Below are 24701 nucleotides of genomic sequence, written 5' to 3'. Positions count from 1 at the left end.
AATGAATATATTTAAAACAATGATATCAACGGCTTTACTCACATCTGTAGTTGGCTTTGCACATGCAGCAGGATATGGGGTAATCGATTTAGAAAAAGTGGTTGAAAATAGCACGTATTTAAAGCAGCAGAATGCTCAGCTTGAGCAGACAATTAAACCGCAAACGGTAAAGTTGGAACAGTTAGGTAAAGAAATTGAAGCTTTGGCTAAATCAGCTCAAGCCAATCAATCGAATGCCCAGCAACTATCCTCTCAATATCAAACGAAGATGAACGAATTTCAATCTTTGCAACAGACTGTTCAATCACGTGTTCAAAGCACCATTCAAAATACAAACAAAGTTTTTGACTCAAGAATTAAACAAGTTGCTGAACAATTGCGCAAAGAAAATAATCTTGATTTAGTTTTAAATAAAAATGCTGCCTTGGCATATGACCCAAAATACGATTTAACTGCTAAAATGATTCAAAAGGTTAATGCAATCAAATAGTCAATGAAATCAAATCAATTTCGTCTCGATCACTTGGCCAAACTTGTACAAGGCCAAGTTATTGGTGATGCAGATCTGTTGCTAGAGGGTCTTGCAAGTTTAACTCAAGCGAACTCAAACCAAATTTCTTTTGTAAATTCTGATAAGTATTTAGACGAAGCGATTTCATCTCAAGCAGGTGCCTTAATTGTCACTTCTGAGATGCAGGCTCAGCTTAATCAGCATAATAATTTTATTGTCGTACAAAATCCGTATCTTGCTTTCGCGATTTTAACTCATGTGTTCGAATCTAAAACTGTGCAACGTGGTATCGAGGCCACCGCAGTAATCGATCCGAGTGCTATGATAGGGGATAATGTATATATTGGACATTATGTGGTGGTTGGCCCGCATGCCGTGATTGGTTCAAATACAGTCATTCATTCGCAAACTAAAATTGATGAGTATGTTGAAATCGGTGAGGATTGTTTCATTGATTCGCATGTCACGATTACGGGTCGATCTAAAATTGCTAAACGTGTTCGTATCCATGCGAATACCGTAATTGGAGGAGAGGGTTTTGGCTTTGCTCCTTATCAAGGTAAGTGGAACCGAATTGCTCAACTCGGGTCTGTTCAAATTGGAAATGATGTCAGAATTGGTTCCAACTGTAGTATTGATCGTGGCGCTTTGGATGACACTATACTTCATGATGGTGTGATTATTGATAATCTTGTGCAAGTCGCACATAACGTTCAAATCGGTGAAAATACTGCAATTGCTGCAAAATGCGGTATTGCAGGCAGTACTGTGATTGGCAAAAACTGTATCCTTGCAGGTGCTTGTGGTATCTCAGGACATCTAAAAATTGTAGATAATGTGACGCTAACTGGAATGTCAATGGTCACAGGTAGCATTTTAGAAGCTGGTACATATTCTTCAGGAATGGGATTGCTCGAAAATTCTCGTTGGAAACGAACAGTTGTTCGTCTAAGACAATTAGCAGATGTGCCATTGACCAAATTAGTCAAACAAATAGATGATATGCAGGCTCAGTTAGAGTCAATCGAATCAACTTTAAAATTGCGTAAATAATATGACAGAGTCTACTTTATCTTTTTCAATTCCTGAATTGCCGATGAATATTCAAACAATTCGTGAATATTTGCCGCATCGTTATCCATTTCTATTGGTAGACCGTGTTACAGAAGTGACTGAGAATGGAATTGTCGGATTTAAAAATGTCTCCATAAATGAAGAGTTTATGCAAGGTCATTTTCCAGGTTATCCAATCATGCCGGGTGTCTTAATCGTTGAGGCGATGGCACAAATTTCTGGCGTTCTTGGCTTTATTATGAACAATGAAAAACCCAAACCGGGTTCACTTTTTCTTTTCGCTGGTGCTGAAAAAGTTCGTTTTAAAAAACAAGTCGTTCCTGGTGATCAACTCGTGTTAAAATCAGAGCTTGTAATGCAGAAACGTGGTATTTACAAGTATCTTTGTAGTGCGAGCGTTGATGGTGTAATTGCAGCGACAGCTGAAATTATTATTTCTCATCAGAAATTAGAGCAAGCATGAGTAACAGTGATTTAATCCACCCTACAGCAATTATTGATCCTACGGCAACGATTGCTTCTGATGTAAAAATTGGTCCTTATTCGATTATTGGTCCTCATGTGACGATTGATAGTGGGACAGTGTTACATTCTCATGTGGTGGTTGGTGGATATACCCGCATCGGTAAATCAAACGAAATTTTCCAGTTTGCCAGTGTGGGTGAGGTGTGTCAGGATCTTAAGTATGCTGGTGAAGAAACTTGGCTTGAGATTGGCGACAACAACAAAATTCGTGAGCATTGCAGTCTGCATCGCGGTACAGTGCAGGATCAAAGTATTACTAAAATTGGTAGTAATAATCTGTTGATGGTCAATACACATATTGCGCATGACTGTGTGGTGGGTAATAACAACATTTTTGCAAACAATGTTGGTGTCGCAGGTCATGTGCATGTTGGTGACTTCGTTGTTGTCGGTGGCAACTCCGGTATTCATCAATTCTGTAAAATCGACTCATACAGCATGATTGGTGGAGCATCATTGATTTTGAAGGATGTTCCTGCTTATGTGATGGTGTCTGGTAATCCGGCGCATGCATTTGGAATGAATGTAGAAGGTATGCGTCGTAAGGGTTGGTCCAAAGATGTGATCAATGGTTTACGAGAATCATTTAAGTTGATTTATAAAAGTGGTCTGACGACACAACAAGCCATTGAGCAGATTACTGCTGAAATTTTACCAAATGTTTCTGAAGCTCAGCTCCTCATAGATTCTCTAAATGAATCTAAGCGCGGTATTGTTCGTTAAGAGCTTTTGCTAGCAATAAAAAGACATCTTATGATGTCTTTTTTATTTAACTTTTTTTGAAATATCCAGCTTCTTCTGAGTCAGGATAGGTGCTTAATAGTTTATTTTTATAAATTTCAGCAGTTTGAGCGTTTTTATTTACATCTTTCGCGATGCTATACAGCTGATATAAAGATCGCGGTGCTTTTCCTGAATTTGGAAACTTCGAAGCGACAGTTTCATAGTGTTTTCTTGCTTCTTCATAATTGGGTGGTTCAATTGCTAAATTGAATTCAGCTAACCAAAAATAGGCATTACCTGTATACACACTATTTGGATTGTTACGTACAAAGTTTTGCATAGGTGCAATGGCTTTTTTTGCGCCACCTTGTTTGTATGCATCTAAGGCAACTGTATAAGCTGCTTTATCAAGTTCTTGTTGGTTGGTTTGATTCAAGTTCGTTGCATTTTGTGATGCTGTGGTATTGGAGTTAGTGCTAGTGCTAGTGCTTGGTGCAGTTGGCTCATTAGGAATGGGTGGTGCAGTATTAGGATCTTCGGCATTGGACTCCTCCACAGGATCAATTTTTTGTTGAAGGAGTTCTAATCTTTGATCTAGATCTGTATAGCGATTTTTTAATTCGTTGGTCAGTTGATTAATTTGATGTTCTTGTTCTTCTAATTTGCCTTGAAGTGCACGAATTTGATTTTCTAAGCGTTGATTTTGTTGGATAAGATGCCAACTGGTGTTGGTAGGGGCTGTAGCGGTGTTATTCGCTGCGACTGCTGTTTGGTTCAAACTCGAATTTTGGCTTAATCCTTTTGATTCGATAGGAATATTGGCAAAAACTGATGTTGAGCTCATCAATGCTAGTGCAAGAAAAGTACGCTTATTGAGCATGTTCATTATTCCATTTGTATCCATACTCAAATTTGAACTTTGAGTATTTTCAATTCTTAATAATCAGATCATTAAAAACGTCATAGCATTTAAAATCAATATAAATTTACAATGAAACTGTATAAATGAAGAAATTTAAGTTGAAGTTATTTAGATGAAAAATATCAAGTTTGTTGTTAATAGATTAGTAAATATTCACTTGAACTTTTTTAGTGCCTTTAAAGCCCATTATGGTCTTGCAAGATCGTTAAAAATCTCTATACTCTGTTCTTGCAATGGTAGCCCTGCTGGTGGCTTCGCAATTGTACTCTGAGAACCCCGCCAGGACCGGAAGGTAGCAACGGTATCAGAACTATAATGTGCCGGAGTTTTGCTAGTAGGGTTGCCACCATTATAATAATTTTATTTCTTATTCTTCATTCTCTTTTCGTTTTATAGCTTTCATAATCGCATCCATTTCAAAGCCTCTATATTGTAAAAAGCGAATTTGTTTTCCTTTTAATTTTGCGTCCTGAGCAACTTCATAGCCATATTTTTTGACTTTCAATAAGTATGCTTGTTCATACCAATCTATTTCTTCCATTTCTGGTTCAGCCAAGGCTTTATCAACGTGTTTGCTTTTAAGCGCTAGCATTATTCGATTTGGACCTTTTCCTTTGCGTAATTGGCTGCGTACCGTCATTTCTGCAACGCGAGCATCACTTTGATAATTTTCTCGCGCTAGCTCATCAACTAAGCTCAAAACCTCTTCTTTATTTTGTGCATACAAAGCAAGTTTATCGATTAAGTCTTTTTTTGAGTATTCTTTGCGAGTTAAGACTGCAAATGCATACGATCTCAAACGAGTTCCTGTTAAGCCTTTATTTTGTGCTAGAGCTGATGAATGGTTGTCATCTAAATCACATTCATCTGATGCTTGATTTTTCGGGTGTTGGCTAGCCACATGTTGATCATTGATGAGATGTTGAGGTTCATCTTCATTCATTATTGATTTTAAGTCCTCATAATGAATGAACTTGGGAAACTTCTCTGACATTTTAAATCCATGCTCTTAAACAAAAGCGCCCATAATTTGGGCGCTTCGATTTCAAATTTTTTGAAAAATTATACCTCAAATAAATCAGCTTCTTCGTCATTTTCTTCGGTTGGAGCTGGAGTCGCTGTGGTTAACAACTGTTCACGAATCATGCGATCAAGATCTTGTGCAAGTTGAGGATTTTCCTCAAGATGACGAATCACGTTGTTCTTACCTTGTCCAATCTTGTTACCTTGGTATGAATACCAAGCACCAGCTTTTTGAACAAGTTCTTGTTGTACAGCAAGATCGACCAATTCAGCAAGCTGATTTGTACCTTTACCGTACATGATTTGGAATAATGCTTCACGGAAAGGAGGTGCCATTTTGTTCTTCACCACTTTAACGCGTGTTTCAGAACCAACAATCTCATCGCCTTCTTTCACTTGACCAATGCGGCGAATATCTAAGCGTACAGAAGCATAGAATTTGAGCGCATTACCACCAGTAGTGGTTTCTGGACTTCCAAACATGACACCAATTTTCATACGAATTTGGTTAATGAAGATCACCATGCAGTTGGAGCGCTTTGCATTACCTGTAATTTTACGCAATGCTTGGCTCATCAAGCGTGCTTGTAGACCCATATGAGAGTCACCCATTTCACCTTCAATTTCGGCTTTAGGGGTTAAGGCTGCTACAGAATCGACAACAATTAAGTCGATAGCGCCAGATCGTACCAGCATATCTGCAATTTCTAGTGCTTGTTCACCGTGATCAGGTTGTGACACCAATAAGTTATCGATATCAACACCAAGTTTGCGAGCATATTGAGGATCTAAAGCATGCTCAGCATCGATAAATGCACAAGTACCACCAGCTTTTTGACATTGCGCAATCGCTTGAAGTGTCATGGTGGTTTTACCTGATGATTCTGGACCATAAATTTCAATAATACGGCCTTTAGGTAAACCACCAATACCTAGTGCGATATCCAATGTAAGAGAGCCTGTAGATACAGCTTCTACAGCTTGAACAGTATTGTCACCGAGGCGCATTACCGTATTTTTACCAAATTGTTTTTCAATTTGGCTTAAAGCAGCACTCAGTGCTTTGCTTTTATTATCATCCATCTCATAACCTCAAAACGATGTAAATCACTGATAACTTAAGTGGATGTCTTTAATTAAGTCTAATGTCCACGGCATTTATAGTGACAGAAAAAATCGAACTGTTCTATAATTTTAAACTTCAAAACGACAGTATTTGTCGCTTTAACTTATTCATCATCGTATGACCAAACTTCGTCATATTGCTGACCATTTTGTTGACGGAATCTTGTAATATCACGTCGATCTTTTTTGCTTGGTCGATGATCTGGTCGTGCAAGATTATGCAATTTTCTTTGTGCAGAAAGCAACTCACGACGCGCGATACTGACTTCAGTTTCTTCATAGAGTAATTGTGCAGTAGGTGCCCCGCCTCGTACAGATGATAATGCTTTCACTATGACGGTTTTCTTTTCAAATCCCTGCTGAATCGTTAACTCCATTCCTACACGTACTTCTCTGGAAACTTTAACACGATCATTGTTGTGATGAACTTTACCACCTTCGATTGCTGCTTTGGCAATTGAGCGGGTTTTAAAAAAGCGTGCTGCCCAAAGCCACTTATCAATTCGCATTGAATCAGTGATTTTAGTTTCATGCTGTTTTGACATTCATTTCTTTCTCATGGTTAATTTGGTCTAAATAGGGGATTAATGATCTTAGATCATTAATTGCAGGATACTGAAGTTTAGACCTTTCGCGCTCAGGTTGAACGCTAGATGGTTGGGTAATTGTGATTAGATGCTCAATACCAAAAGATTTAGCACCTTCGAGTACAACCGCAGTATCATCAACGAGAACGCAGTGACGAGGTTTAAATGGGTGCATTTGCTGTAATTGATCCCAAAATTCAAAACGCTCTTTAGCAAAACCGATTGTTTCACTACTGATCATCACTTCAAAATAAGAGGTGAGGTCAACTTGATTCATTTTCAATGCCAAACCTCTTTCATCAGCATTGGTGACTAACCATATTCGGTATCCAGCTTGCTTAAGGCTTGATAATAACGCAATGCATCCCTGTCTCGGCTTGATGAATTCTTTGTGATCGTGTTGAAGCTGAAAAGTATCAACGCCGACTTTGGCTGTCCAAAAGCGCGTAGAATACCAATCGAGCGTGTGCTTATGATCTTGATAAAATTTAAATAGAATTTGATTGCTCTGCTCTAAACTGATTTGATGAGTTTTGGCATGTCGCTCAGGGAGTTTGTGATTCCAAATTAAATCGTCAAAAGCAAGATCGAGTAGGGTTCCATCCATGTCAAACATGATGATCGGTTTGTCCATTCAAGATTCCTCAAATATTTTCAAACTTTAAAATCAATGAGAAAATTTCAATATTTACATAGATTTTGGATGTTTAAATTAAAATTAACTCAAATAAAATATTTTCAAACTTGAACAAAAATATTTACCTTTCAAGCAAAATTATGTACAAAACTGTGTACATATTTTTAGTTTGTACAAATTCGTGTCCATTATAGCGGAATAGTGTGGGGGCTTCATGGCTTTAAGTGATTCATGGTTGAAATCGAATAATGGTAAAGAGAGAGATAAAGTTGAAGTCGTTACTGACCGTGATTCACTTTCTGTACGCATTTCACCAAAGGGAAAAATTGTTTTCCAGTACCGCTACAGATTCAACGGAAAAAGTAAAAGGCTCGATGTTGGAACGTATCCTTTAATGAGCTTAAAAGATGCACGTAATCAAGTTTTATTATTTAAGGCTCAATTAGACCAGGGCAAAGATCCATATCAATTAAAATTAAAAACAGAACAGAATTATTTTAGCCAACCTACAGTCAAAGAGATTTGTACAGAGTGGTTCAATAAAGTTGCAGTATCCAAGGTATCCATGAAAGATGATTCAAGAGCCTTTGAGCTTCATGTATATCCTGTAATTGGCAAAAGAATTTGCGATGAGGTTGGATTGCAGGAATGGTCACAGCTCCTGTTTTCAATCGCTGAAAATGCTCGTACTGTAGCTGTTAAAGTTCTTGGCAATTTAAAGCTAATTATGCGCTGGGGATGTGTACACGGAAAATTAATAAATCAACCGTTACAGCATTTGAGAGCTGCAGATTTAAATATTAAAAAGACTGTTAGAAATAGATTTTTAACTGAACAAGAAATATTTTGGGTTGTACATGCTTCAATGCAATCTAGAAATATGCCTTCAAAAAATAAAGCACTTATTCTGATGCTCTTGCATTTCGGTTGTCGAGTGGGTGAACTTCGTTTAGCAAAAAAATCAGATTTTGACTTTGAAAACCACGTTTGGAATATTCCTGTAGAAAACCATAAGACTGGTCGTAAAAACGGAAAGGGGATCGTTCGCCCATTGATTCCTCAAATTGAGGAATTTTTGAAATCTGTATTCGCGATGACACCAGATTCATGTCCATATGTTTTTCCGAACGTGAATGGGAAAAAGTACACGCAATTGACTAAAGGCTTTCAAACAACCATACCGTATTACATTGATAATAATATTAAGAAAATATTTGGTGCTGATATGCCAAGTTGGTCTATTCATGATTTGAGAAGAACTATGCGAACGCATATATCAGATTTAGCACCACCGCATATTTGTGAAATTATGCTTGGACACGCTTTACCGCAAATTTGGGGAACTTATGATTTGAATGAGTATTTAGAAGCTCAGGCACAAGCTTATTCGAAATGGTTCGATAAGCTTTGTGCCATATTAGATAATCATGAACGATTTGATAGAAGCGGTTCGATATCTAAACTATCAAGCAATCCGCTACTTTTTTCCCAAGATGCCACCGCTTTGATGCCATAACGGCTATGTGATCTACCATGTGCTTTGATCACTGGTTGTGGGAAAGCTTTATTGTTGCGCCAGTTGATCAAAGTCCCTTCACAAATTTGATAACGCTTTAATAATTCTGGAGTTGTAATAAAAATCGCCATATAAATTACTCCTATTTAAATCCGCATACTGAACAAAACACGCCGCAATGAACGGTAAATTTCTTACAAATAAAGCAGTATTCAGTCATGCTACGCCTCTAAATTTCACTTCATGTTTAAAGTTAGCGACAACCAGAGCATATGAAAGATCTGGTGGTACAGAGTTGCCAACCATTCGCGTCTGTTCGGTTTTAGTTAGTCGGATCTCATTACCATCTTCATCAATGCCTTTCTCAAATATATAATTTTTAGGAAAGCCTTGAGCTCTGAATAACTCAACTGGTTGAAGCATACGAAAGCCAATATCAGTAATTCGATAGTCCTGTCCCTTAACTTTCACAAGACCAAAACGGTCACGTGTTGGAATTGTACGCAGAGGTCTGTTTACACTATTCCCATCTTTTTCATTCCCATAAAAAGCGGTTAAAAAAGCACGAACTTCTGCAAATGCATTAACGGTAGTTAAAGTATTCAAGGGTTTATCAATATGTTGACCAACACTATTTTTTTTCATTACCTGCAAATGACTTACAACTAAAGAGTTATGATCTTTTGCTGTAATGGTGTGTATAGGATGTTTGATATCACTACCAATAACTCCAGTGAAATTCTTAGCTATATGTGCTGAAATTAATGCATGATGACCGCCTTTAGTTTGAGCGCAGATCGTTCTTAATGGCTCATCTGCAGGCATCGAACGTTTATTTGATGCATTAGCACATTCGGTTAAAACAGGTGCCATATTGTTAACAATGAATGGTGATTCATTATTGATGACAAATTTATGAATACCTGCAGCGATACGATCCAAAGTTGCTTTAGCTAATGGTCGACTGCGAGAAAAAATACTCGGACATTCAATAGACCAATCAATACATTCAGCAGCAGTACGCCAAGGTTTTAAAATACCTTTTTTTACCTGGATTGAATCGGGGTGACCGTGCGTGGGTTCTGGCCACTGAATTTTTAGCCCATCACGACGTGCGATTAAGAAGAAGCGTTTACGGATTGTTGGTGATCCATAATCACATGCTCTTAGTTCACGCCAGTCAACAACATAACCTTGTCTTTTGAGTGCATTAACAAAGCTATTAAAAGTGCGGCCTTTATTTTTAGGACATGGCTTACCATCAGCACCTAGATCACCCCAGGTTTTAAATTCCTCTACATTTTCGAGCATGATTACTCGAGGACGTGTTTTAGAAGCCCATCGCAAAGCAACCCAAGCTAAACCACGTATTTTTTTCTCTACTGGTTTGCCGCCTTTCGCTTTTGAAAAATGCTTACAATCAGGCGAGAGCCACACCAAACCAACTGGTTGATTGCTTGTCGCTTCAACTGGATCAACATCCCATACTGATTCACAATAATGTTTAGTATTAGGGTGATTGATACGATGCATTGCTAGAGCCTTAGGATCATGATTAATTGCGATATCAACCGGACGTCCAAACGCTTGCTCTAAACCAGTGCTGGTTCCACCGCCACCTGCAAAGTTATCTATTATTAATTCATGAGGCAATAAATCCATCACGCCACCTTTTCCCATATCGCTACTATCGCAGCCGAAAAACCAAAAATAATTAACATCACACACCCATAAAAATATTCACGTTTCATACGATCCACTCCTTGGATTGCGCCCCGAAGGGCGCTTGTGATTAGCCTGTAATTTCAGCTTCGCGTTGGGCAGCTGCATCATTTACTAACTGACGATCTGCATCTGATAGCTCCTCAAGAGCAGGGTCCATGAATACAGCATTTATTTCGTCTTGAGACGTAGCATTTTCGATACGCTCAATAATTAAATCTACAAATGATGACTTTTCTGATTGTTCTGCAAAAATATCAACTTGGCTTAAAGTAAAATGACGATCTCGATATGTGTCTAAAAGTAATTGCTTTTCAGCTTTAGTTGTTTTCGCAGCATCAATTGAAGACTTTAATTGCTCAAGTGCTTTCAATTCTGTAGTTGCGTTGATTAAAGAAATTAAGTTTGGAGTTTGAGCCCCTAGTTCAGATTTTTTTGATTTATAAACCTGATTAATCGTACTAATATCAGGCTCACCTAAATCAGAAGGTATTCCTGAAGCAATCTCCTTTAATTGCTCTAAACTTTGTGCATTTTCTATCGATTTTAGACATGCGCTAACATCAAAAGTTATTTCCTTAGCAACCGAATCAACAGCTTCAGTTTTCTTTTTTAAACGGCTTTTAAGTGCTGATGCACCTGAATTAGGTTTTGATTCTCCATTTCCATTTTCAGGGGTTACGTCAATTTCCTTATCTTGCTCTTCTTCAGCAATAGCCATACCTTTAAGTACATCGGGGAACACGTCACGTAGAGCATATGATCTTGCACGTAGTTTCATCATTCGCTTAGGGTACTGAGTCCATGGACCTTGTTTTCCAGCAAGTCCAGCACGTTTGGCATCTTCCATGCTGAATTCAGAAACAGCAGGTTCTTCACCTTTTCGCTTAACCGTACAGATCGCTTTTAATCCATCTTCGGTAATTTCCTCTTTAATTAAATCAAGAAGACCAGATCCACGAACAAGGGCTAACATGGCATCACCCCATATAGAAGGACGTCCATTTATTACAGCAATATTTTGCATAGCCTGTAGTGGTTGCAAGCCAATTTCTGCACCCCATTGCATCGCTACTAGAATGTTGCCAGGTTTCCGTTGGTAGTCCTTGGGTACGATATCTGAACTAGCAAGGATTTCAGCTATTTGCATAGCCTCTTGTAAATTAGTTGGAGTTAAAAAGTTAACTGCGGTATTAGTTGTAGCTGGAGAAAATTGAGTATTCATTTTATTTATTCCTAATTCAATTTATGCGTAAAACACGAGTGCTTGAAGTTTTTAGAAATTGTTCGTAAATATCTGGGTGAGCAGCTTTGAGCGCTTTACTATCCAATGTATTACGAGTTTGATGTTTGAATGTGGCTAGACGCTTTTCTTCTGCAATGATCATTTCTGCATCTTCCATACGTGTGCAAATTTGCAGTTTTAAATCATCTAGCTCAGATTCAGCTTCTTTAATGGTTTTATTTAGGTCTTTGTACTCATGAACAAGGTTGGTAAGTTCTTCATCTGCCTCAATAGCTTGATCAGGATTGTGAGTAGACCAACGATGCAACACATCATCAAAAGTGGTTGGTGCTGGCGGTACATCGGCTAGGACATGCTCATGCCAAAATTTAGAGCACTCATCTTTAAGCATTTCGAACAACTCAGGATCATAAGCAATTTCATAGCTTCTGAATTTCTGCCCACCGATTAGAACGCCTAGTCCACACATTGAAGTAACTGTATTGCCCATGTACCACTGTACTTGGGTGAGGTAGTAATCAGGCACTTCTTCAGATTGCTCGTCACCCCAAAGCTTCGATAAATATTGATTCGCAGTTTTACATTCCAGTATGCGATCAGTCGTAAGTTTGCCGTCTTTAATCCTTACATTTCCTGATATTTCTGGATTAATAATTGCTCTATCAATGTTTGCAATCATCCAATCATTTTCAGGGTTTTTAAAAGTTGCATTTACGCGCTGAATCTTAACGCCATTCCTTTTCGCATATTCTTTAGCAACGATATCCTCTAAGGTGTTACCCCAATAAGATGCTTCACTTTGAGTTTCTTCAATATCTGAACGACCTGTTTTATCAAGCCATAACTGGTAAGGGGATTTATATTTACTCAAACCTAAGATGGCTGCTACATCAGAACCTCCAATACCTTGGCGACGTGTCTCCAACCAAGCTTTATGTTCCGTTGAGATAGATGCATTCATGATCAACCTCCGAATATCAAAGAAATTAAGAAGCTGACCAATAGCCAGCAGAGCACAGCCATTACAGCAAATACTGAGAACTCTTTTATGTTGGCGCGGATATATGCAAGACGTGGAGTCGTCATTTCCGCTTCGGTAGGGTGTTGGTGCAAACGCTTAGACGTTTGACTATTTGGTTTTAATTGGTTCATACTTATCTCGCTTAATTGCAAGCCCGCTAGATTTTCCAGTCCCTGCGGGCTTTTTACTATCTGTGATTTAATTAAACCTTAGATTTAATTTCATTGCAATAGGTTGTTAAACCATAGATTGAATTATTTTTATATTTAGGATTTAATAGACAAAAGAAAACCCATCACAGGGATGGGTTGTTTGGAGTTTGTTAAGATGACAGGAACAATAAAAAATTCATCACCGCCATTGGTTATTGAGTCCATTGAAACAGAAGGAACGGTTTGGAATTTGTCTTTTAATGGGCCGAATCCAGATGAAAATGACGCTATTGAATTGACCCAAGAGCAGTGTTTTTGGTTATTAGATAGAATTATGAATATTGACCCCAATCTCTTGGATAGTGCCAAGGAGAAGTACTTACATTCCAAGTAATAAAGTCACCAGGATTGAAAAACTCATCAAGCACAACAATATTTCTTAAAAATCTTGGTTCAAGTGGGATGGGGTGGGGTTTTTTTCCCTGGTCTGGAAAATAATCCCACAAATGGTATCTATCAATCCCATCTTTAAATCTTCTGCTTGGGCCAAAGTCCATTGGAGCACATATGCGCTCAATCTCATGGCCATCATCTTTAGAATAAAAGGTTACTTTTATCTTTTGTTTATTATCTATGGCTTGTAGAAATTTATCCTTCATCGTTCTTCTCCACCCGATCCAAGAGCCGCTCGGGTTGCGGCTTTATTTTCTTGAATTATCCATGCGATCGTATCTTTTCCTGTGCAGCCGCTTTCATCAAAAAGTTATTCCTGATAGACCACATTTGTTTTTTTGAATGAAAGGATGGATTTAGCTCAGAGGCCACATAAAAAAGCCATTGCTTCCTTTCGTCATTTTCCATATAGCTTGTTATATATTCAGTTTTTTCAAAAGGTACAACGCCAAGTAAATCTCCCTTTTTTATCAAGTGATCCCCTGTGTAATGGGTTGCAGTGTGAGCGTAAAATGGAGGATCACCGGCCACCTTTATCATGATTGGCTCAGATGGTCTCTTCATATCTTGCATAGATATAGCGACAATTGGCTTATCTTGCGCTATGTCTGTATCCATGAACTTACATACCATTTCAAATGCAGCATCATTATCCTTGAAATGCATGACTTCTATTTTATTTTTCTTTTTTTTCTTAATGTTAGAGTAAATCTTCAATACCCAAACAAAAGAAATAATAAAAATAAAACCCAAAATAGCCAATATGTAGATTAATATTTCCATAAACAGAAGAGCCTTAAGTGATTGAATTTCGGTAATGAATTAGGCCTCTTACTACCGTCTAATTTTTCTTGTCTCTGCTTTCCACCAATACTGACCAATAATATGAATGCCTTCAGCCTCAATACGGGCTGGCGAATAATATTCATCAGGGTATTGAATTTTATCCTCGTTGCGGGAGACGGCTTTAAATCCGCCAAACCCTTGATCATTCCAATTAAATAAGTACTTTACCTTAGTATCTTCACCTACCTGAAAAGCATATATTTCACCGTCGTAAACTTTAGTTGCTGACATATCAACTGAAATTGGCTGCCCATCAGAGAAGACTGGACGCATGCTTTCGCCACGCACTCGGATAACCTTGGTAGTACTTGTATTTACATTGCATTCCGCAATTAAATACATAGGAAATAACATTTTTTTAGTGCTGGGCTGTTGTATGTTTAAATATCCGCCACCTGCACTTACAAATACTTCATCATAATAATCAATTGCTACATATCCATCAGGAATGGGATCCCCATCTTCATAAGTAATAACTTCTATATCTGTTATTTCTGCACTTGCTTCTGTGGTATTAAGCATTGATCCATTGCCATCTAATAACCATCCAGCATTTACACCAGTCAATTTAGCTAACTTTTTAAGGGTCTCTTTACCTATTTTCCCTTTTTTCCAATTTGTAGCAGCTTGAGCTGATAACCCAATTTGTACAGCGGCAGATGACCAAGCCACCCCCGCATGATCCAATGCTTTCTGAATACGTCCAACTAAAGAATCCATAATTAATAACATGCAAATAAAACCTTTGGTTTAAATTTTAAGTTTTTTTGAAAAAATAAGAAGCAACCATAGATTGTATTAATGTTAAACCTATGATTTAATTTTAAGTGGAAATCTATAAGGAATACTTAAATTGAATCCAATTAAATTTGCACTTGAATCTGTTGGCGGCCGAACAAAAGCCGCGAAACTTCTTAATCGATCTTATATGGCGATTAGCAAGATGGAGACTAGAGGAACTCTTCCGCGTACTGAATACACCGGCGAGACCCGGTATGCGGAAATTCTTGCTGAAAATAGTAATGGAGTTTTTACAGCAGACTGGTTGAGAGAGACCGCAAAACCAAAACAGCCAAGTGAAAAGTAGGGGCTGATCAATGTCAGAAAAATTAAATGCTGTTGCAACCTTGCGCTGTTCTTTTGAAGAAAAGAGCAAGGGCGAAGCCATAGCTCGGGTAAAAAAATTTAATTCAATATCTGAATATTTACGTGATTTGCTCATTAAGGATATTTCTGCAACTGAGGAATATCTGCATTGTCTAGCAAAAGAGTTCGACCTGGCTATGAATACAGTGTCTACAGTGCATACGCCATTTTTTGAGCTCACACCTGAACCATCAATAAAACCCCAGGCACAAAAAAAGCCCAACTGTTGCGATCAGTTGAGCCTTATTGCCGTTCACTCAGACAAGTAAACGAAGGTAGTAAACCATGTCGAATTTAGCACAGAACATGTACCAAATAAAAGACAAAAGTGGGGGAGGTGCTCAAGTTATTGCCTTCCCAAAGCCTTCATTAATTCAAGAGGCGATCGTGGATACGCGTAAAAATGAAGACGGCTTCACGCCGCTGCCTAATTTTATTTGTGATGAGGGCTATCTGGCTGTTCTTGATGGGGATGCTGTCAAGTGCCTAGTGTTCTTAAACCGTTATATTCATGGCTTTCATCTAAATAGCAAAGGAATGTCTGAGACTTTGATCAAGAAGATCACTGGCATTAAAGACGGGCGTACTGTTCAAAAATATATGTCTAAGCTGGCCAAATACCAACTGATCAAGATCCAAAAAGAGAAGGGTAAAAGCAACGTCTATTTTCTTACTTTTGAAGACCGACTACCTACACAGCATGTAGGTACTTTGCATGCACCTACACAAGAAGTACCTACATCTGATGTGGGTGGTGTACCTACACAGCATGCTGGTAGTAGTACCTACATGGCATGTGGGTCTGATAAAGAAATATATTTAAAAGAAAATATTAAAGAAAAAGATAATAAGAAATTCACGGCTCAAAATCGCCCATTGAATTTCGTTGAATATCATCCTGAAGACAGCGACTTCATTTCTTTCAAAGACCTTTGCAAAAAATATCCAGCACAAGTCGATTTTCAAGACCAGGCAAGAACCAATTTTCCAAATCACTCAGTTGATCGAATTTATAAAAATCTCGAGACCATGGCGCAATGGTCGTTAGACAAGGGGAAACATACACCTCAAAAGTGGATGTCGATCTGGTTAACCACGTTCATGAAAAACCTTAAAACCGATGCAGAGGAACAGGCTTTTCAACAACGCAAAGCAAAACAATCTCAAAAACCGAAAACTAATCTTGATGTGAATGCAGCATGGGAAAAAGCTGAGTATCAGCCAGTTTCTGCACCTGTAGACATACCGGAGGATTTTCTATGAATGCGATGTCATCAATCAATTTTGATCTCAACACCGTTGCTCAAGTTTGTCAGATCCACAACGTTGCAATGGTCAAAGCAGGTCCATTTACAACATGCCCGAAATGCGCAGTGGAATCAGTGAATAACTCAAACGCTAACCATCAAAAATCTGTAGACGAGATGGTACGAGTTAAACACATGACAGGTGCAATGCTTCCAGAACGTCACGCTGAATCAGGTTTTAAAAACTATCTGGTCGAGCATGAAGGCCACAAGTATGCGTTAGACAAAACCGTGAATTATGCGAAAAGCATTCTGAACGGCGATAAAAACAACCTGATCATGGCAGGTCGTACAGGTACAGGTAAAACTCATCTGAGCTGTGCAACGGCTAAAACATTGCTCAAGAAGGGTAAATACACACGCTACATCACCAGTGAAGACTTAGCACAAAAGATAATGGATGCATGGGATGCTCCGAATGAAACTGAAAAGTCGGTGATTTATGAGTTTTCGCAGTACGACTTGCTGATCATTGATGAGTATGGATTGCATGACCGTGATAAGCGCCGTGAATTAGTTCACAAGGTTTTGTATGCACGTTATGACCGATTGAAGCCGACTATGCTGATATCGAACATGCCATTGAGTGAATTGAAAAAAGATCTTGGGGATCGCCTCTGGTCACGTTTCCAACAAGGCGTTTTGACCATTATCGAATGCGGTTGGAATGACCATCGTTTGGGAGGTGCTGTATGAGCATTACTCAGTCTCACGGCTACATGTTTGAACTTACGATTGAAATTTTACTTTTCATCACATGTAGACCTAACAAAACCTATGTTCGAGACATTATGGAAAATGTCGTAACCGAAGTAAGTCCTAGAACAGTCCAAAGGTATTTAAATTCATTGCAGAAACATGGATATGTTCAAGGTGATTGCAAACAACCACAAGGATTTGTGCCAACACTGAAAGCGAAACAAACATTTGGAGTGGGCTTATGACAACACTTCGATGGAGCGAACAACAGTTACAAGCGCATCTGAAAGCACATCAGAATCGATCAGGTTTAGCGCGTGAGCGTCTTAAACAAGAAAATCAAGCAAAGGTACAGCAAGCTAAGAAAAACGCAATACAAGCGAATTTAGAGCGAAATACAGACTATGACGATAAGCAAGTTTTATTTTGTGAAATCGCTGCAACTCCACCAAGTGTGAATCACTACTGGGAGCGTAACGGCAAAGGCATGAAATTGAGCGATAAAGCGCGTCAGTTTCACGCCGTAGTCAATGCACTCATCCCAGCATTAAGACTTTCCACACGTTTGAAATTAGAAGTGACGTTTCATTTTCCAACCAATCAGAAACGAGATATCGATAACCATTTGAAAGCAACTATCGATTCTTTAGTGAAGTGCGGTTTTTGTGAGGACGATGAGCAGTTCGATGAACTTCATGTCAAGCGTGGAAGTGTCGTTAAGGGTGGCTTAATTCGTTTGAAAGTCTGGGAACTTTAAGGGGAATAAATATGGATATGACGGTTGATTCTGTAGCGTTTGCCACTGATCCTCGCGCGCGCGCGCGTTTTATTAATCAAAAAAATAAAAAGACGGTTAAGGAATTTCGCGTTAAACAGCGTGGATATAAGCGTCCAGACTTCAACCGTATGATCTTAGATTTGTGCAATCACTTTGGTTGGACGCATGAAAAGATCGCATTCATTTTGCCCGTGTCTGGTGCTTCTACAGTCTCAGAATGGGCGAGAGGTGGAATTCCAAACTATGACAACGGCGCGGCATTTATCGAGCTGTGGCAAACGGAAACAGGCATTGAGCGCTATCCGCGTGAAGGGGAATGGCAGACCTACAAATACAAGCTAGGTCAGTTAGATATTTTTGAAGATGGTGGTCTATGTGACCAGGTAATTGATGAGTTGGATCGGGAGTTAGGGTTGTGAGTGGATTTGAGAAGTATTGGGAAGATTATGTTTCTTCAGATGTGGTTTTAGGCCCAGAAGAATACTGTGCCGAGCAAGCATGGGATCACCAACAAGCCAAGATAGATGAGTTAAACAAGCGATTAGAATCTATTAAACAATTGGCGTCAGAATGGAAAGATCGTACCTCAAGTACTTCACTTGGATTATCTGATCGTCTGCATGCTTTCAATTTTGGATGTGAGTTAGAAGAGAGGTTGAAGAATTATGATGCCACCTGACTACACCCACATCGAGAATGACGGCACGCCGTGGAAGAACGAAAATAACGAGTGGTTCTTTTGGCGTGATGGCTTTGGTTGGATTCAGTATGTAGGTCAGAAGCCAGCTAGTTTTTATAATAAATTTCGGGAGAGATAATTTAGTTATAGAATAAAATAACCCCTAAATTTAGGGGTTATTTTTTTACATATCAATTAAAGGATGTTTAAAATCAATTTTATATTCAAGTGAATTTATACGAGATTGATAAACTTGGATATTGGTTCCATTGACTCTATTAGCATTTTGAACTTTTGATAAAATTAGATTAGTGGTCTCTGCATTTGTACACAATCTTTCACCAAGTACTACAGAGTCAAAATATTCTGGTGGTATTTTAAGATAAAAAGTATCCTCCAAACCTAATGAGGGAAACAACCCATTGGCAAATAACCGAAATTCATTTTCATATTGCCAATCTTTTGCTTTTACTAGAAATGAATTTTTTAAGAAATTTATCGCTTCATCATGAAGCCACATATTTCTGAAAGCATACAAATTGAATTCTACTTTTGGAATTTTGTCACTATAAGAAACTGGGAGTGGTATTAATCCATCATCTAAAGACTTTGGGAATTTATATATAACCATGAACCCATAATATTCATTAGCATAATGCGACCAAAGCAATAAGTTACCTGGAGAATTATTAAAACTTGTAAAAAATACACTTTGACGGATTTTTTCTACCAAATGAACTGGATTTTTAAGTAATTTTAAGTCATTTTCAATATGAGCTTTGATAACTTCTGAGCAATTTGGATCTAATTTACATGAGTCTGGATTTGTATGATCTTCATAGAAATAGCTGTTGCCAGCTTTTATGGATTGCTCATAATAATTTTTATGTAATTCGCTATCGGATAAATCAGGGCTACATTCAGGTATAAAGTAACAGTCGTATGGGTCATTAAATGTATTGGATCTTCTAAATCTTAATGTTGATTTCTCGAACATATCGAGCACTTCTTTATTTTTGTCGATAGTGTAGTGTTTATACAAATAGAAAAAATTCTCATCCTGCTTCAGTTCAAAAAATTTAGATTTAATTTCAGGGTCTGAAAAAATTTTCAAGGCTGGCGTTATGTTTATCATTTGGTAAGTTAATGAATTTTAAATGTTAATATGAACAATATTACTCTAAATTAAAAAGAATTGAATATTAATTAGAATATTTTTGATAGCTTTAGAATCACAATAAAGCTTAACTACTATCAAATTAGATTAGCCCTATTCACCAATAAATGAATAGGGCTTTTTAATGACCACTCCAAAAAGAAAACTCCAAACACCAGGTGCACAACCTGCGATAGATGAAACACCTATCGGTGCAAATGAATCAAATCCTCACGGCGAAGATATCTCCAATGAAATGTCTACTGAGCCTGAATCAAATCAAGCCGATGAAACACCAGAAGCTCAAGGATCACCTGAGTCAATTCAAGTCGATGACGAACGTCTAGATCTCATTCTTGAAAACCAAAAACGTATCGAATCAAAGCTCGACCAATTGCTTAAAGCTGGTGGTATCGAAGCGAAAAAGAAAACACGTTGGATTCAAGGTGAACACGGCTTAGAGCAAAAGGAAATCTAAATATGTGTGGTGGAACAGTAGGGAAATTATTTGGATCAACTATGGACGCGATTGGTCTTACAGGATTCAAAAAAGCTGAAAAAGGTTTTGATGCTCAGGCAGCAGAGGCACAAGCGAAGAAAGAAGCGCAATTGGCTGAGAACGATGCCAAAGCGCAACGTAAGAAACGTAAAGCCTCTGATGTGCTTGCTTCTGCAGAAGAAAACGAAAAGAAAACAACATTAGGCGGTTAAAGCATGAGTGAACTAGCAAAACAGCTATGCAAAAGACTTGGGGAAATGCGCTCTGAGCGTTCCAAGTTCGAGTCGCATTGGACTGAGTGTTACAAGTTTGGTGCACCTGAACGCCAACAATGTTTTAGCGGTGGCGGTGATCTAACTGGCACACGTGAGAAACAACGTGCTGATTTGCTAGATTCAACTGCTGCAGATTCGATTCAAACATTTGTGTCGAATTTGATTAGCGGTACCACGCCAGCGAATGCAATTTGGTTTAAGGCTGTACCCGATGGTATGGATGATCCAGCCGAATTAACTGAGGGTGAGCACTGGCTAGAGCAGGTTGCACAGTTCATTTTCCGTAACATCCACGGCGCGAATTACGACTCTGAAATCTTTGACGTGATGATTGACTTCGCTATTGCTGGTTGGTGTGTCATGTACCAAGACATTGATCGTAAGAAAGGCGGTGGTTTCGTATTTCAAGGATGGCCTATTGGTGAGTGCTTTATTGCATCGACTCGATCAGATGGTTTGATTGATACCATCTTCCGTGAATACACCAAAACAGCGGCACAGATCGTGAGCGAGTTTGGGGAGCACAAGGTCAGTAAAGCTGTGCTTGATGCATTCCAAAATCGTCCAGATGATCGATTTAAGTTACTCCATGTGATTCAACCACGTGACGTTAAAACGCCGTTAGATGGTCGTCCATTGCTTCCAAAGAATATGCCTTTTGCGTCATATCACTTAGAAGTCGATAGTAAGCACATGCTGAAAGAATCAGGCTATAACGAGTTCCCATGTGCGGTACCACGTTTTAGAAAGATACCTGGTTCAGTTTACGGCGTTGGCATCATGTCAACTGCACTACCTGATGCAAAGACAGCCAATACATTGATCAGAGATACGCTACGCAGTGCTGAGATTGATATTCTTGGTATGTGGGTTGCTGAGGATGACGGCATTCTAAATCCTCGTACAGTGCGCTTAGGTGGTGGGAAAATCATTACCGCGCACAGTACCGATTCATTGAAGCGCTTAGATTCAGGTCGTGGCTTCGTGGTTGGGGATGGTCTTTTAGAAAAAATCCAATCAGGTATTCGTCGCAAATTATTGGCTGATGGTCTTTCTCAACACTACAACACACCGCCAACTGCAGCTGAAATCTATGCGCGTGTAGACATGATTCGACAGCAGTTAGGTCCGTTATATGGTCGTGCACAAGCTGAACTACTAGTTCCACTTTTAGAGCGTTCATTTGGGCTTGCTTATCGTGCTGGTGTGCTTGGTGAAGCTCCTGAAGAACTTGTCGAGCGTAATCTTTCTTTCAAATTTATCTCACCTTTGGCACGTGCTCAAAAGCTTGAAGAAGTATCAAGTATTGAACGCTTGATGATGTCTTTAGGCTCAATCATTGAAGTGGATCCGAATGCATTGGACAACATCGATACAGATGCAATTCCGCATGTTTTGGCAGCAGGTTTAGGTGTACCGACCTCAATCATGCGCACGACTGAAAAACTTGAAGCCTATCGAGAAGAAAAAGCCAAACAGCAGCAACAAGCCCAAGCACAGGAGCAACAAGCGGTTATGGCTCAGCAAATGACTGACGCGGTTGCTCAAGGTATGGGTAAAGGCTTAGAAGCCCAAATGGTTAGTGAGGCAATGCAATGATCGGATTCATCGTATTTCTTGTGATTGCTGTACTGGTTATGGGTGTTGTCATCTATCAATTGCTACAGGAAAACGACCAGAACAAGCGCAATTCTGAGTATTACAAAACCAAGTATGAAGAGTATTCCAAGCCGTTCGGAACGCTTCTTGATGAAAATGAAGCCAAGGATGAGCTTGGTCATCACTTCAAATGGCGTCAGGTACGTAAGCCTACGTCTATGACCTACCGAATCCATTTCGACATGAGTAGCGATGGTCAGCGAATTTTAGAAGAACTGACAAGCCGATTTAAACGAAACGTCTTTACAGATGATGAGCGTGAGACTTGTCGCCGTATTGGGCGCTCAGAAGTCGTGGACTTCATCATCAATCGAATTAATACAGCAAATGATCCTCGCTATAGCGAGCAATTAGAAATTGCACATATGGAGCAAAACAATGAATGAATCACAAACAACAGACACAACGAACGTACAAACAACTGAACAGACTCAAACTACAACACCACCTGCAGCAACAGAAACGCAAACGGTGCCAGGTACTGAGACAACACAGCAGAATCCTGGTGAACAAGAAACGCAAACAACTGAAACAGATCCAGCTACGGCGGTACCAGAATCAGCGGATGCCTATTCAGTTGAGATTGATGGCTTTGATTTTGATGCTTTCAAGACTGGTAACGCGGAAGTTCTTAAATCTTTCCATGCTGAAGGTATGACAAATGCGCAGGTCACGGCGGTGGTTAAAGCTTTTGATGAGCATAACGCCGTTCAAATTGATGCATTGCAACAAGAATGGGGCTCTGAATTTAACGCCAATGTGAATTTAGCAAAGCAAGCCATTGAAGCTTTAGGTTTTCAGGCAAGTGATTTGGATTCACCGATTGGAGCTTTGAAACTTGCTGCAGCAATTGGTAAGCAGATTCAGGAAGATTTACCGCCATCAAACACACAGCAAAGCGGTAGTGAAACAATCACACAATTAATGATGTCAGAAGCGTATAGCGATGCAAATCATCCTGATCACAAGTCGGTGACTGCGCGTGTCAATGCTTACTATGAAAAACAATATCAAGATTAATAAGGGGCAAGTCCAATGGCTCAAGATATCGCAACCAATGGTGGCATGATCTCCGCAGCATTTAAGCGTCAATTCCACGATGCTTTTGAAGTGAAATGTCAACAAACACAATCAGTATTGCAGGTCTTAACGACTGATCGTGGTCAGATTCAAGGTTCATCTTTTACTGTGAATGACCTTGGTACTGTAGAGATGGAGGCAATGACAACACGCTTTGCCGATACTAAATGGTCTGTACCTGAAGCAGGTACTCGCTTAGTAGCCATGGCTGACTATGGGTTATTCGTACCAATCGATCCACGCGATGAAGCAAAATTATCTGCTAATCCTACATCACCTTACATGCAAGCATGTCTCGCTGCAGAACATCGCCAGCGTGACAAGGTGATCATTGCAGCTGCTGGTGCATCAGTTCAGCGTAAAACTGCTGACGGCGAGAGTTATACAAACTTGGCTCTGCCGTCTACTCAAATCATTGGTGCAAATGCTACACCAGTAAATAAAGCGAAGATCGCAAAAGCACGTGCGTTATTCCGTAAAAATCATGCTGACAATGCGCCGTTATACTTCATTTACAACTCTGAAATTCTAGAGCAAATTTTAGTGGATGATGAACTCACCAAATGGGACCGTGACACTATCCAAGCGATTCAAGATGGTGATGTGGCTAAAAAATGGGGTGGTTTCATTTGGCTGCCATATGAAGACTTGCCAGCAGGTACAGGTTCAACAGAACAAGCGCCAGTTGGTCGTACCTTCGTGGTGGCTAAAGGTGGTATTCACTATGGACGTAATTCGATTTCAAACTTCGATATTACAGTTCGTGGGGATAAATCAAACACCAAACAAATCGGTGGTATCGCATCTTATGGTGCTGGCCGCTCTAACGAACAGAAAGTTGTAGCGCTCGACTTCCTCCGTTAATCAGTTTTGGCCTAACACTTTTCAGCAAGGGTGTTAGGTCTTTTTTATACATCTTAATGAGAATAAACTATGAGTAATACAGAGCAACAAATCGAACAAGAAATTCAAGAAAAGGGCTTAAATGCTCCTCGTCTGACACCCGACTATATTGATTCAAAAATCAAAGCGATTCGTTATTTAACTGGTGATGTCGAGCCTGCCTATATTGCTGACGATTATAAAGGTTGCGGTTCTCCACAATTAACAATTTGTGTTTTATCACTTGAGAATGGCTTCACTGTGACTGGAGAATCGGCATGTGCAAGTCCTGAGAATTTTGATCGAATCATTGGTCAGAAGATTGCTTATGAAAATGCACGTGAAAAGATTTGGTTGCTTGAAGGTTATCTGCTCAAAGAAAAGTTATATCAAGCTGAATTAGATAAGCAATTCTAACACCCAACAAACTACACTTTGGAAGCCCTCAATATGAAATA

33 protein-coding genes and 1 other RNA gene are annotated in these 24701 nt (G+C 39.1%); 21 read left to right on the top strand and 13 right to left on the bottom strand.

Annotated features, from left to right (window positions below):
- Position 1 precedes the first annotated feature (1 nt).
- From AC1M9N_RS01065 to lpxA, 4 genes are read left to right on the top strand one after another with little or no spacing between them, the layout of a single operon-like run.
- Positions 2 to 490, top strand: coding sequence for an OmpH/Skp family outer membrane protein (locus AC1M9N_RS01065; protein ID WP_179998091.1), 489 nt, complete (start codon positions 2 to 4; stop codon positions 488 to 490).
- Between the two features lie 3 nt (positions 491 to 493).
- Positions 494 to 1564 (top strand): UDP-3-O-(3-hydroxymyristoyl)glucosamine N-acyltransferase, encoded by a 1071-nt coding sequence (lpxD, locus tag AC1M9N_RS01060; RefSeq protein ID WP_092766345.1) that lies wholly within the window; start codon positions 494 to 496, stop codon positions 1562 to 1564.
- A gap of 1 nt (position 1565) precedes the next feature.
- Complete coding sequence (gene fabZ, locus AC1M9N_RS01055) at positions 1566 to 2048, top strand: 3-hydroxyacyl-ACP dehydratase FabZ (RefSeq protein ID WP_035263658.1); 483 nt, start codon at positions 1566 to 1568, stop codon at positions 2046 to 2048.
- Positions 2045 to 2833: an acyl-ACP--UDP-N-acetylglucosamine O-acyltransferase gene (gene lpxA, locus AC1M9N_RS01050; protein WP_035263657.1), complete on the top strand. Its 789-nt coding sequence runs from the start codon at positions 2045 to 2047 to the stop codon at positions 2831 to 2833. Before fabZ ends, lpxA begins: the two co-directional genes overlap by 4 nt.
- Before the next feature lie 46 nt (positions 2834 to 2879).
- On the opposite strand, the gene AC1M9N_RS01045 is transcribed toward lpxA, so the two are convergent.
- On the bottom strand, positions 2880 to 3713 hold the full coding sequence (locus AC1M9N_RS01045; RefSeq protein ID WP_481954118.1) for a YbgF trimerization domain-containing protein: 834 nt from the start codon (positions 3711 to 3713) through the stop codon (positions 2880 to 2882).
- A gap of 285 nt (positions 3714 to 3998) precedes the next feature.
- Here AC1M9N_RS01045 and ffs point away from each other — a divergent pair.
- An RNA gene (ffs, locus tag AC1M9N_RS01040) (signal recognition particle sRNA small type) lies at positions 3999 to 4095 on the top strand.
- Between the two features lie 27 nt (positions 4096 to 4122).
- On the opposite strand, the gene AC1M9N_RS01035 is transcribed toward ffs, so the two are convergent.
- The 4 genes from AC1M9N_RS01035 to AC1M9N_RS01020 all read right to left on the bottom strand — a co-directional run bounded on the left by AC1M9N_RS01035 (position 4123) and on the right by AC1M9N_RS01020 (position 7124).
- A complete protein-coding gene (locus tag AC1M9N_RS01035; protein WP_481951834.1) occupies positions 4123 to 4698 on the bottom strand; it encodes a regulatory protein RecX in 576 nt (191 codons plus the stop codon).
- Between the two features lie 119 nt (positions 4699 to 4817).
- Complete coding sequence (gene recA, locus AC1M9N_RS01030) at positions 4818 to 5861, bottom strand: recombinase RecA (RefSeq protein ID WP_035263652.1); 1044 nt, start codon at positions 5859 to 5861, stop codon at positions 4818 to 4820.
- Between the two features lie 146 nt (positions 5862 to 6007).
- On the bottom strand, positions 6008 to 6448 hold the full coding sequence (locus AC1M9N_RS01025; protein ID WP_035263651.1) for an RNA-binding S4 domain-containing protein: 441 nt from the start codon (positions 6446 to 6448) through the stop codon (positions 6008 to 6010).
- Positions 6432 to 7124 (bottom strand): HAD-IA family hydrolase, encoded by a 693-nt coding sequence (locus AC1M9N_RS01020; RefSeq protein ID WP_481954117.1) that lies wholly within the window; start codon positions 7122 to 7124, stop codon positions 6432 to 6434. The genes AC1M9N_RS01025 and AC1M9N_RS01020 overlap by 17 nt, the downstream gene beginning before the upstream one ends.
- A 217-nt stretch (positions 7125 to 7341) precedes the next feature.
- Between AC1M9N_RS01020 and AC1M9N_RS01015 the strand changes: the two genes are divergently transcribed.
- Positions 7342 to 8643, top strand: coding sequence for a tyrosine-type recombinase/integrase (locus AC1M9N_RS01015; RefSeq protein ID WP_481954116.1), 1302 nt, complete (start codon positions 7342 to 7344; stop codon positions 8641 to 8643).
- On the opposite strand, the gene AC1M9N_RS01010 is transcribed toward AC1M9N_RS01015, so the two are convergent.
- From AC1M9N_RS01010 to AC1M9N_RS00980, 7 genes are all read right to left on the bottom strand, one after another.
- On the bottom strand, positions 8553 to 8774 hold the full coding sequence (locus AC1M9N_RS01010) for a hypothetical protein (RefSeq protein WP_481954115.1): 222 nt from the start codon (positions 8772 to 8774) through the stop codon (positions 8553 to 8555). The two genes, AC1M9N_RS01015 and AC1M9N_RS01010, sit on opposite strands and share 91 nt — an antisense overlap.
- 85 nt (positions 8775 to 8859) lie before the next feature.
- On the bottom strand, positions 8860 to 10305 hold the full coding sequence (locus AC1M9N_RS01005; protein ID WP_481954114.1) for a DNA cytosine methyltransferase: 1446 nt from the start codon (positions 10303 to 10305) through the stop codon (positions 8860 to 8862).
- A 130-nt stretch (positions 10306 to 10435) separates the two neighbouring features.
- Positions 10436 to 11590 (bottom strand): recombinase RecT, encoded by a 1155-nt coding sequence (locus AC1M9N_RS01000; RefSeq protein ID WP_481954113.1) that lies wholly within the window; start codon positions 11588 to 11590, stop codon positions 10436 to 10438.
- Positions 11591 to 11606: 16 nt separating this feature from the next.
- The gene (locus tag AC1M9N_RS00995) at positions 11607 to 12572 is read right to left on the bottom strand and encodes a YqaJ viral recombinase family nuclease (protein WP_481954112.1); all 966 of its coding nucleotides are present in this window, start codon (positions 12570 to 12572) and stop codon (positions 11607 to 11609) included.
- A 544-nt stretch (positions 12573 to 13116) separates the two neighbouring features.
- Positions 13117 to 13443, bottom strand: a complete 327-nt coding sequence (locus tag AC1M9N_RS00990; protein WP_481610554.1) for a hypothetical protein — start codon at positions 13441 to 13443, stop codon at positions 13117 to 13119.
- Positions 13444 to 13498: 55 nt separating this feature from the next.
- On the bottom strand, positions 13499 to 14020 hold the full coding sequence (locus tag AC1M9N_RS00985; RefSeq protein ID WP_481954111.1) for a hypothetical protein: 522 nt from the start codon (positions 14018 to 14020) through the stop codon (positions 13499 to 13501).
- A 51-nt stretch (positions 14021 to 14071) separates the two neighbouring features.
- Entirely contained in the window at positions 14072 to 14815 is a 744-nt protein-coding gene (locus tag AC1M9N_RS00980) for an XRE family transcriptional regulator (protein WP_481954110.1), read from the bottom strand.
- A gap of 121 nt (positions 14816 to 14936) precedes the next feature.
- Between AC1M9N_RS00980 and AC1M9N_RS00975 the strand changes: the two genes are divergently transcribed.
- The 8 genes from AC1M9N_RS00975 to AC1M9N_RS00940 are packed head-to-tail and all read left to right on the top strand — an operon-like array spanning position 14937 to position 18692.
- Complete coding sequence (locus AC1M9N_RS00975; protein ID WP_481954109.1) at positions 14937 to 15170, top strand: hypothetical protein; 234 nt, start codon at positions 14937 to 14939, stop codon at positions 15168 to 15170.
- Positions 15171 to 15180: 10 nt separating this feature from the next.
- The gene (locus AC1M9N_RS00970) at positions 15181 to 15498 is read left to right on the top strand and encodes a hypothetical protein (RefSeq protein WP_481954108.1); all 318 of its coding nucleotides are present in this window, start codon (positions 15181 to 15183) and stop codon (positions 15496 to 15498) included.
- Between the two features lie 16 nt (positions 15499 to 15514).
- Positions 15515 to 16492 carry a hypothetical protein gene (locus AC1M9N_RS00965; RefSeq protein WP_481954107.1) on the top strand — a complete coding sequence of 326 codons (978 nt, stop codon included), beginning with the start codon at positions 15515 to 15517 and terminating at the stop codon, positions 16490 to 16492.
- Positions 16489 to 17232 (top strand): ATP-binding protein, encoded by a 744-nt coding sequence (locus tag AC1M9N_RS00960; RefSeq protein WP_481608502.1) that lies wholly within the window; start codon positions 16489 to 16491, stop codon positions 17230 to 17232. Before AC1M9N_RS00965 ends, AC1M9N_RS00960 begins: the two co-directional genes overlap by 4 nt.
- Positions 17229 to 17480 carry a hypothetical protein gene (locus AC1M9N_RS00955; RefSeq protein ID WP_481954106.1) on the top strand — a complete coding sequence of 84 codons (252 nt, stop codon included), beginning with the start codon at positions 17229 to 17231 and terminating at the stop codon, positions 17478 to 17480. Before AC1M9N_RS00960 ends, AC1M9N_RS00955 begins: the two co-directional genes overlap by 4 nt.
- A complete protein-coding gene (locus AC1M9N_RS00950; protein WP_481954105.1) occupies positions 17477 to 17992 on the top strand; it encodes a RusA family crossover junction endodeoxyribonuclease in 516 nt (171 codons plus the stop codon). Before AC1M9N_RS00955 ends, AC1M9N_RS00950 begins: the two co-directional genes overlap by 4 nt.
- Positions 17993 to 18003: 11 nt before the next feature.
- A complete protein-coding gene (locus AC1M9N_RS00945; protein WP_481954104.1) occupies positions 18004 to 18432 on the top strand; it encodes a hypothetical protein in 429 nt (142 codons plus the stop codon).
- On the top strand, positions 18429 to 18692 hold the full coding sequence (locus AC1M9N_RS00940; RefSeq protein ID WP_481954103.1) for a hypothetical protein: 264 nt from the start codon (positions 18429 to 18431) through the stop codon (positions 18690 to 18692). Before AC1M9N_RS00945 ends, AC1M9N_RS00940 begins: the two co-directional genes overlap by 4 nt.
- 184 nt (positions 18693 to 18876) lie before the next feature.
- Here the strand turns inward: AC1M9N_RS00940 and AC1M9N_RS00935 are convergent, their stop codons facing one another.
- Entirely contained in the window at positions 18877 to 19827 is a 951-nt protein-coding gene (locus AC1M9N_RS00935; RefSeq protein WP_481954102.1) for a DUF2971 domain-containing protein, read from the bottom strand.
- A gap of 166 nt (positions 19828 to 19993) precedes the next feature.
- Here AC1M9N_RS00935 and AC1M9N_RS00930 point away from each other — a divergent pair, with 166 nt between their 5' ends.
- The 7 genes from AC1M9N_RS00930 (at position 19994) to AC1M9N_RS00900 (ending at position 24660) form a co-directional block, all read left to right on the top strand.
- Positions 19994 to 20326 carry a hypothetical protein gene (locus AC1M9N_RS00930; RefSeq protein WP_481954101.1) on the top strand — a complete coding sequence of 111 codons (333 nt, stop codon included), beginning with the start codon at positions 19994 to 19996 and terminating at the stop codon, positions 20324 to 20326.
- A 2-nt stretch (positions 20327 to 20328) separates the two neighbouring features.
- Positions 20329 to 20559, top strand: a complete 231-nt coding sequence (locus AC1M9N_RS00925) for a hypothetical protein (RefSeq protein WP_481954100.1) — start codon at positions 20329 to 20331, stop codon at positions 20557 to 20559.
- A 3-nt stretch (positions 20560 to 20562) separates the two neighbouring features.
- Positions 20563 to 22221, top strand: a complete 1659-nt coding sequence (locus AC1M9N_RS00920; RefSeq protein WP_481954099.1) for a portal protein — start codon at positions 20563 to 20565, stop codon at positions 22219 to 22221.
- A complete protein-coding gene (locus tag AC1M9N_RS00915) occupies positions 22218 to 22667 on the top strand; it encodes a Bbp19 family protein (RefSeq protein WP_481954098.1) in 450 nt (149 codons plus the stop codon). The genes AC1M9N_RS00920 and AC1M9N_RS00915 overlap by 4 nt, the downstream gene beginning before the upstream one ends.
- Positions 22660 to 23301, top strand: coding sequence for a hypothetical protein (locus tag AC1M9N_RS00910; protein ID WP_481954097.1), 642 nt, complete (start codon positions 22660 to 22662; stop codon positions 23299 to 23301). Before AC1M9N_RS00915 ends, AC1M9N_RS00910 begins: the two co-directional genes overlap by 8 nt.
- Positions 23302 to 23316: 15 nt before the next feature.
- Positions 23317 to 24225 (top strand): phage capsid protein, encoded by a 909-nt coding sequence (locus AC1M9N_RS00905; RefSeq protein WP_481954096.1) that lies wholly within the window; start codon positions 23317 to 23319, stop codon positions 24223 to 24225.
- Positions 24226 to 24294: 69 nt separating this feature from the next.
- Entirely contained in the window at positions 24295 to 24660 is a 366-nt protein-coding gene (locus tag AC1M9N_RS00900; protein WP_481954095.1) for a Gp49 family protein, read from the top strand.
- The last annotated feature ends 41 nt before the right edge of the window (positions 24661 to 24701 follow it).

Source organism: Acinetobacter sp. ANC_7655 (genome assembly GCF_056784015.1).
The sequence above is the reverse complement of the archived record's forward strand: the minus strand, read 5'-3'. Positions and strand labels throughout refer to the sequence as shown.

What these genes read in the sequence shown, in the direction of transcription:
- AC1M9N_RS01065 (WP_179998091.1), top strand. Translation starts at nt 2, where the DNA reads ATGAATATATTTAAAACAATGATATCAACGGCTTTACTCACATCTGTA.
- lpxD (WP_092766345.1), top strand. Translation starts at nt 494, where the DNA reads ATGAAATCAAATCAATTTCGTCTCGATCACTTGGCCAAACTTGTACAA.
- fabZ (WP_035263658.1), top strand. Translation starts at nt 1,566, where the DNA reads ATGACAGAGTCTACTTTATCTTTTTCAATTCCTGAATTGCCGATGAAT.
- lpxA (WP_035263657.1), top strand. Translation starts at nt 2,045, where the DNA reads ATGAGTAACAGTGATTTAATCCACCCTACAGCAATTATTGATCCTACG.
- AC1M9N_RS01045 (WP_481954118.1), bottom strand. Translation starts at nt 3,713, where the DNA reads ATGCTCAATAAGCGTACTTTTCTTGCACTAGCATTGATGAGCTCAACA.
- AC1M9N_RS01035 (WP_481951834.1), bottom strand. Translation starts at nt 4,698, where the DNA reads ATGAATGAAGATGAACCTCAACATCTCATCAATGATCAACATGTGGCT.
- recA (WP_035263652.1), bottom strand. Translation starts at nt 5,861, where the DNA reads ATGGATGATAATAAAAGCAAAGCACTGAGTGCTGCTTTAAGCCAAATT.
- AC1M9N_RS01025 (WP_035263651.1), bottom strand. Translation starts at nt 6,448, where the DNA reads ATGTCAAAACAGCATGAAACTAAAATCACTGATTCAATGCGAATTGAT.
- AC1M9N_RS01020 (WP_481954117.1), bottom strand. Translation starts at nt 7,124, where the DNA reads ATGGACAAACCGATCATCATGTTTGACATGGATGGAACCCTACTCGAT.
- AC1M9N_RS01015 (WP_481954116.1), top strand. Translation starts at nt 7,342, where the DNA reads ATGGCTTTAAGTGATTCATGGTTGAAATCGAATAATGGTAAAGAGAGA.
- AC1M9N_RS01010 (WP_481954115.1), bottom strand. Translation starts at nt 8,774, where the DNA reads ATGGCGATTTTTATTACAACTCCAGAATTATTAAAGCGTTATCAAATT.
- AC1M9N_RS01005 (WP_481954114.1), bottom strand. Translation starts at nt 10,305, where the DNA reads ATGGATTTATTGCCTCATGAATTAATAATAGATAACTTTGCAGGTGGC.
- AC1M9N_RS01000 (WP_481954113.1), bottom strand. Translation starts at nt 11,590, where the DNA reads ATGAATACTCAATTTTCTCCAGCTACAACTAATACCGCAGTTAACTTT.
- AC1M9N_RS00995 (WP_481954112.1), bottom strand. Translation starts at nt 12,572, where the DNA reads ATGAATGCATCTATCTCAACGGAACATAAAGCTTGGTTGGAGACACGT.
- AC1M9N_RS00990 (WP_481610554.1), bottom strand. Translation starts at nt 13,443, where the DNA reads ATGAAGGATAAATTTCTACAAGCCATAGATAATAAACAAAAGATAAAA.
- AC1M9N_RS00985 (WP_481954111.1), bottom strand. Translation starts at nt 14,020, where the DNA reads ATGGAAATATTAATCTACATATTGGCTATTTTGGGTTTTATTTTTATT.
- AC1M9N_RS00980 (WP_481954110.1), bottom strand. Translation starts at nt 14,815, where the DNA reads ATGTTATTAATTATGGATTCTTTAGTTGGACGTATTCAGAAAGCATTG.
- AC1M9N_RS00970 (WP_481954108.1), top strand. Translation starts at nt 15,181, where the DNA reads ATGTCAGAAAAATTAAATGCTGTTGCAACCTTGCGCTGTTCTTTTGAA.
- AC1M9N_RS00965 (WP_481954107.1), top strand. Translation starts at nt 15,515, where the DNA reads ATGTCGAATTTAGCACAGAACATGTACCAAATAAAAGACAAAAGTGGG.
- AC1M9N_RS00960 (WP_481608502.1), top strand. Translation starts at nt 16,489, where the DNA reads ATGAATGCGATGTCATCAATCAATTTTGATCTCAACACCGTTGCTCAA.
- AC1M9N_RS00955 (WP_481954106.1), top strand. Translation starts at nt 17,229, where the DNA reads ATGAGCATTACTCAGTCTCACGGCTACATGTTTGAACTTACGATTGAA.
- AC1M9N_RS00950 (WP_481954105.1), top strand. Translation starts at nt 17,477, where the DNA reads ATGACAACACTTCGATGGAGCGAACAACAGTTACAAGCGCATCTGAAA.
- AC1M9N_RS00945 (WP_481954104.1), top strand. Translation starts at nt 18,004, where the DNA reads ATGGATATGACGGTTGATTCTGTAGCGTTTGCCACTGATCCTCGCGCG.
- AC1M9N_RS00935 (WP_481954102.1), bottom strand. Translation starts at nt 19,827, where the DNA reads ATGATAAACATAACGCCAGCCTTGAAAATTTTTTCAGACCCTGAAATT.
- AC1M9N_RS00930 (WP_481954101.1), top strand. Translation starts at nt 19,994, where the DNA reads ATGACCACTCCAAAAAGAAAACTCCAAACACCAGGTGCACAACCTGCG.
- AC1M9N_RS00925 (WP_481954100.1), top strand. Translation starts at nt 20,329, where the DNA reads ATGTGTGGTGGAACAGTAGGGAAATTATTTGGATCAACTATGGACGCG.
- AC1M9N_RS00920 (WP_481954099.1), top strand. Translation starts at nt 20,563, where the DNA reads ATGAGTGAACTAGCAAAACAGCTATGCAAAAGACTTGGGGAAATGCGC.
- AC1M9N_RS00915 (WP_481954098.1), top strand. Translation starts at nt 22,218, where the DNA reads ATGATCGGATTCATCGTATTTCTTGTGATTGCTGTACTGGTTATGGGT.
- AC1M9N_RS00910 (WP_481954097.1), top strand. Translation starts at nt 22,660, where the DNA reads ATGAATGAATCACAAACAACAGACACAACGAACGTACAAACAACTGAA.
- AC1M9N_RS00905 (WP_481954096.1), top strand. Translation starts at nt 23,317, where the DNA reads ATGGCTCAAGATATCGCAACCAATGGTGGCATGATCTCCGCAGCATTT.
- AC1M9N_RS00900 (WP_481954095.1), top strand. Translation starts at nt 24,295, where the DNA reads ATGAGTAATACAGAGCAACAAATCGAACAAGAAATTCAAGAAAAGGGC.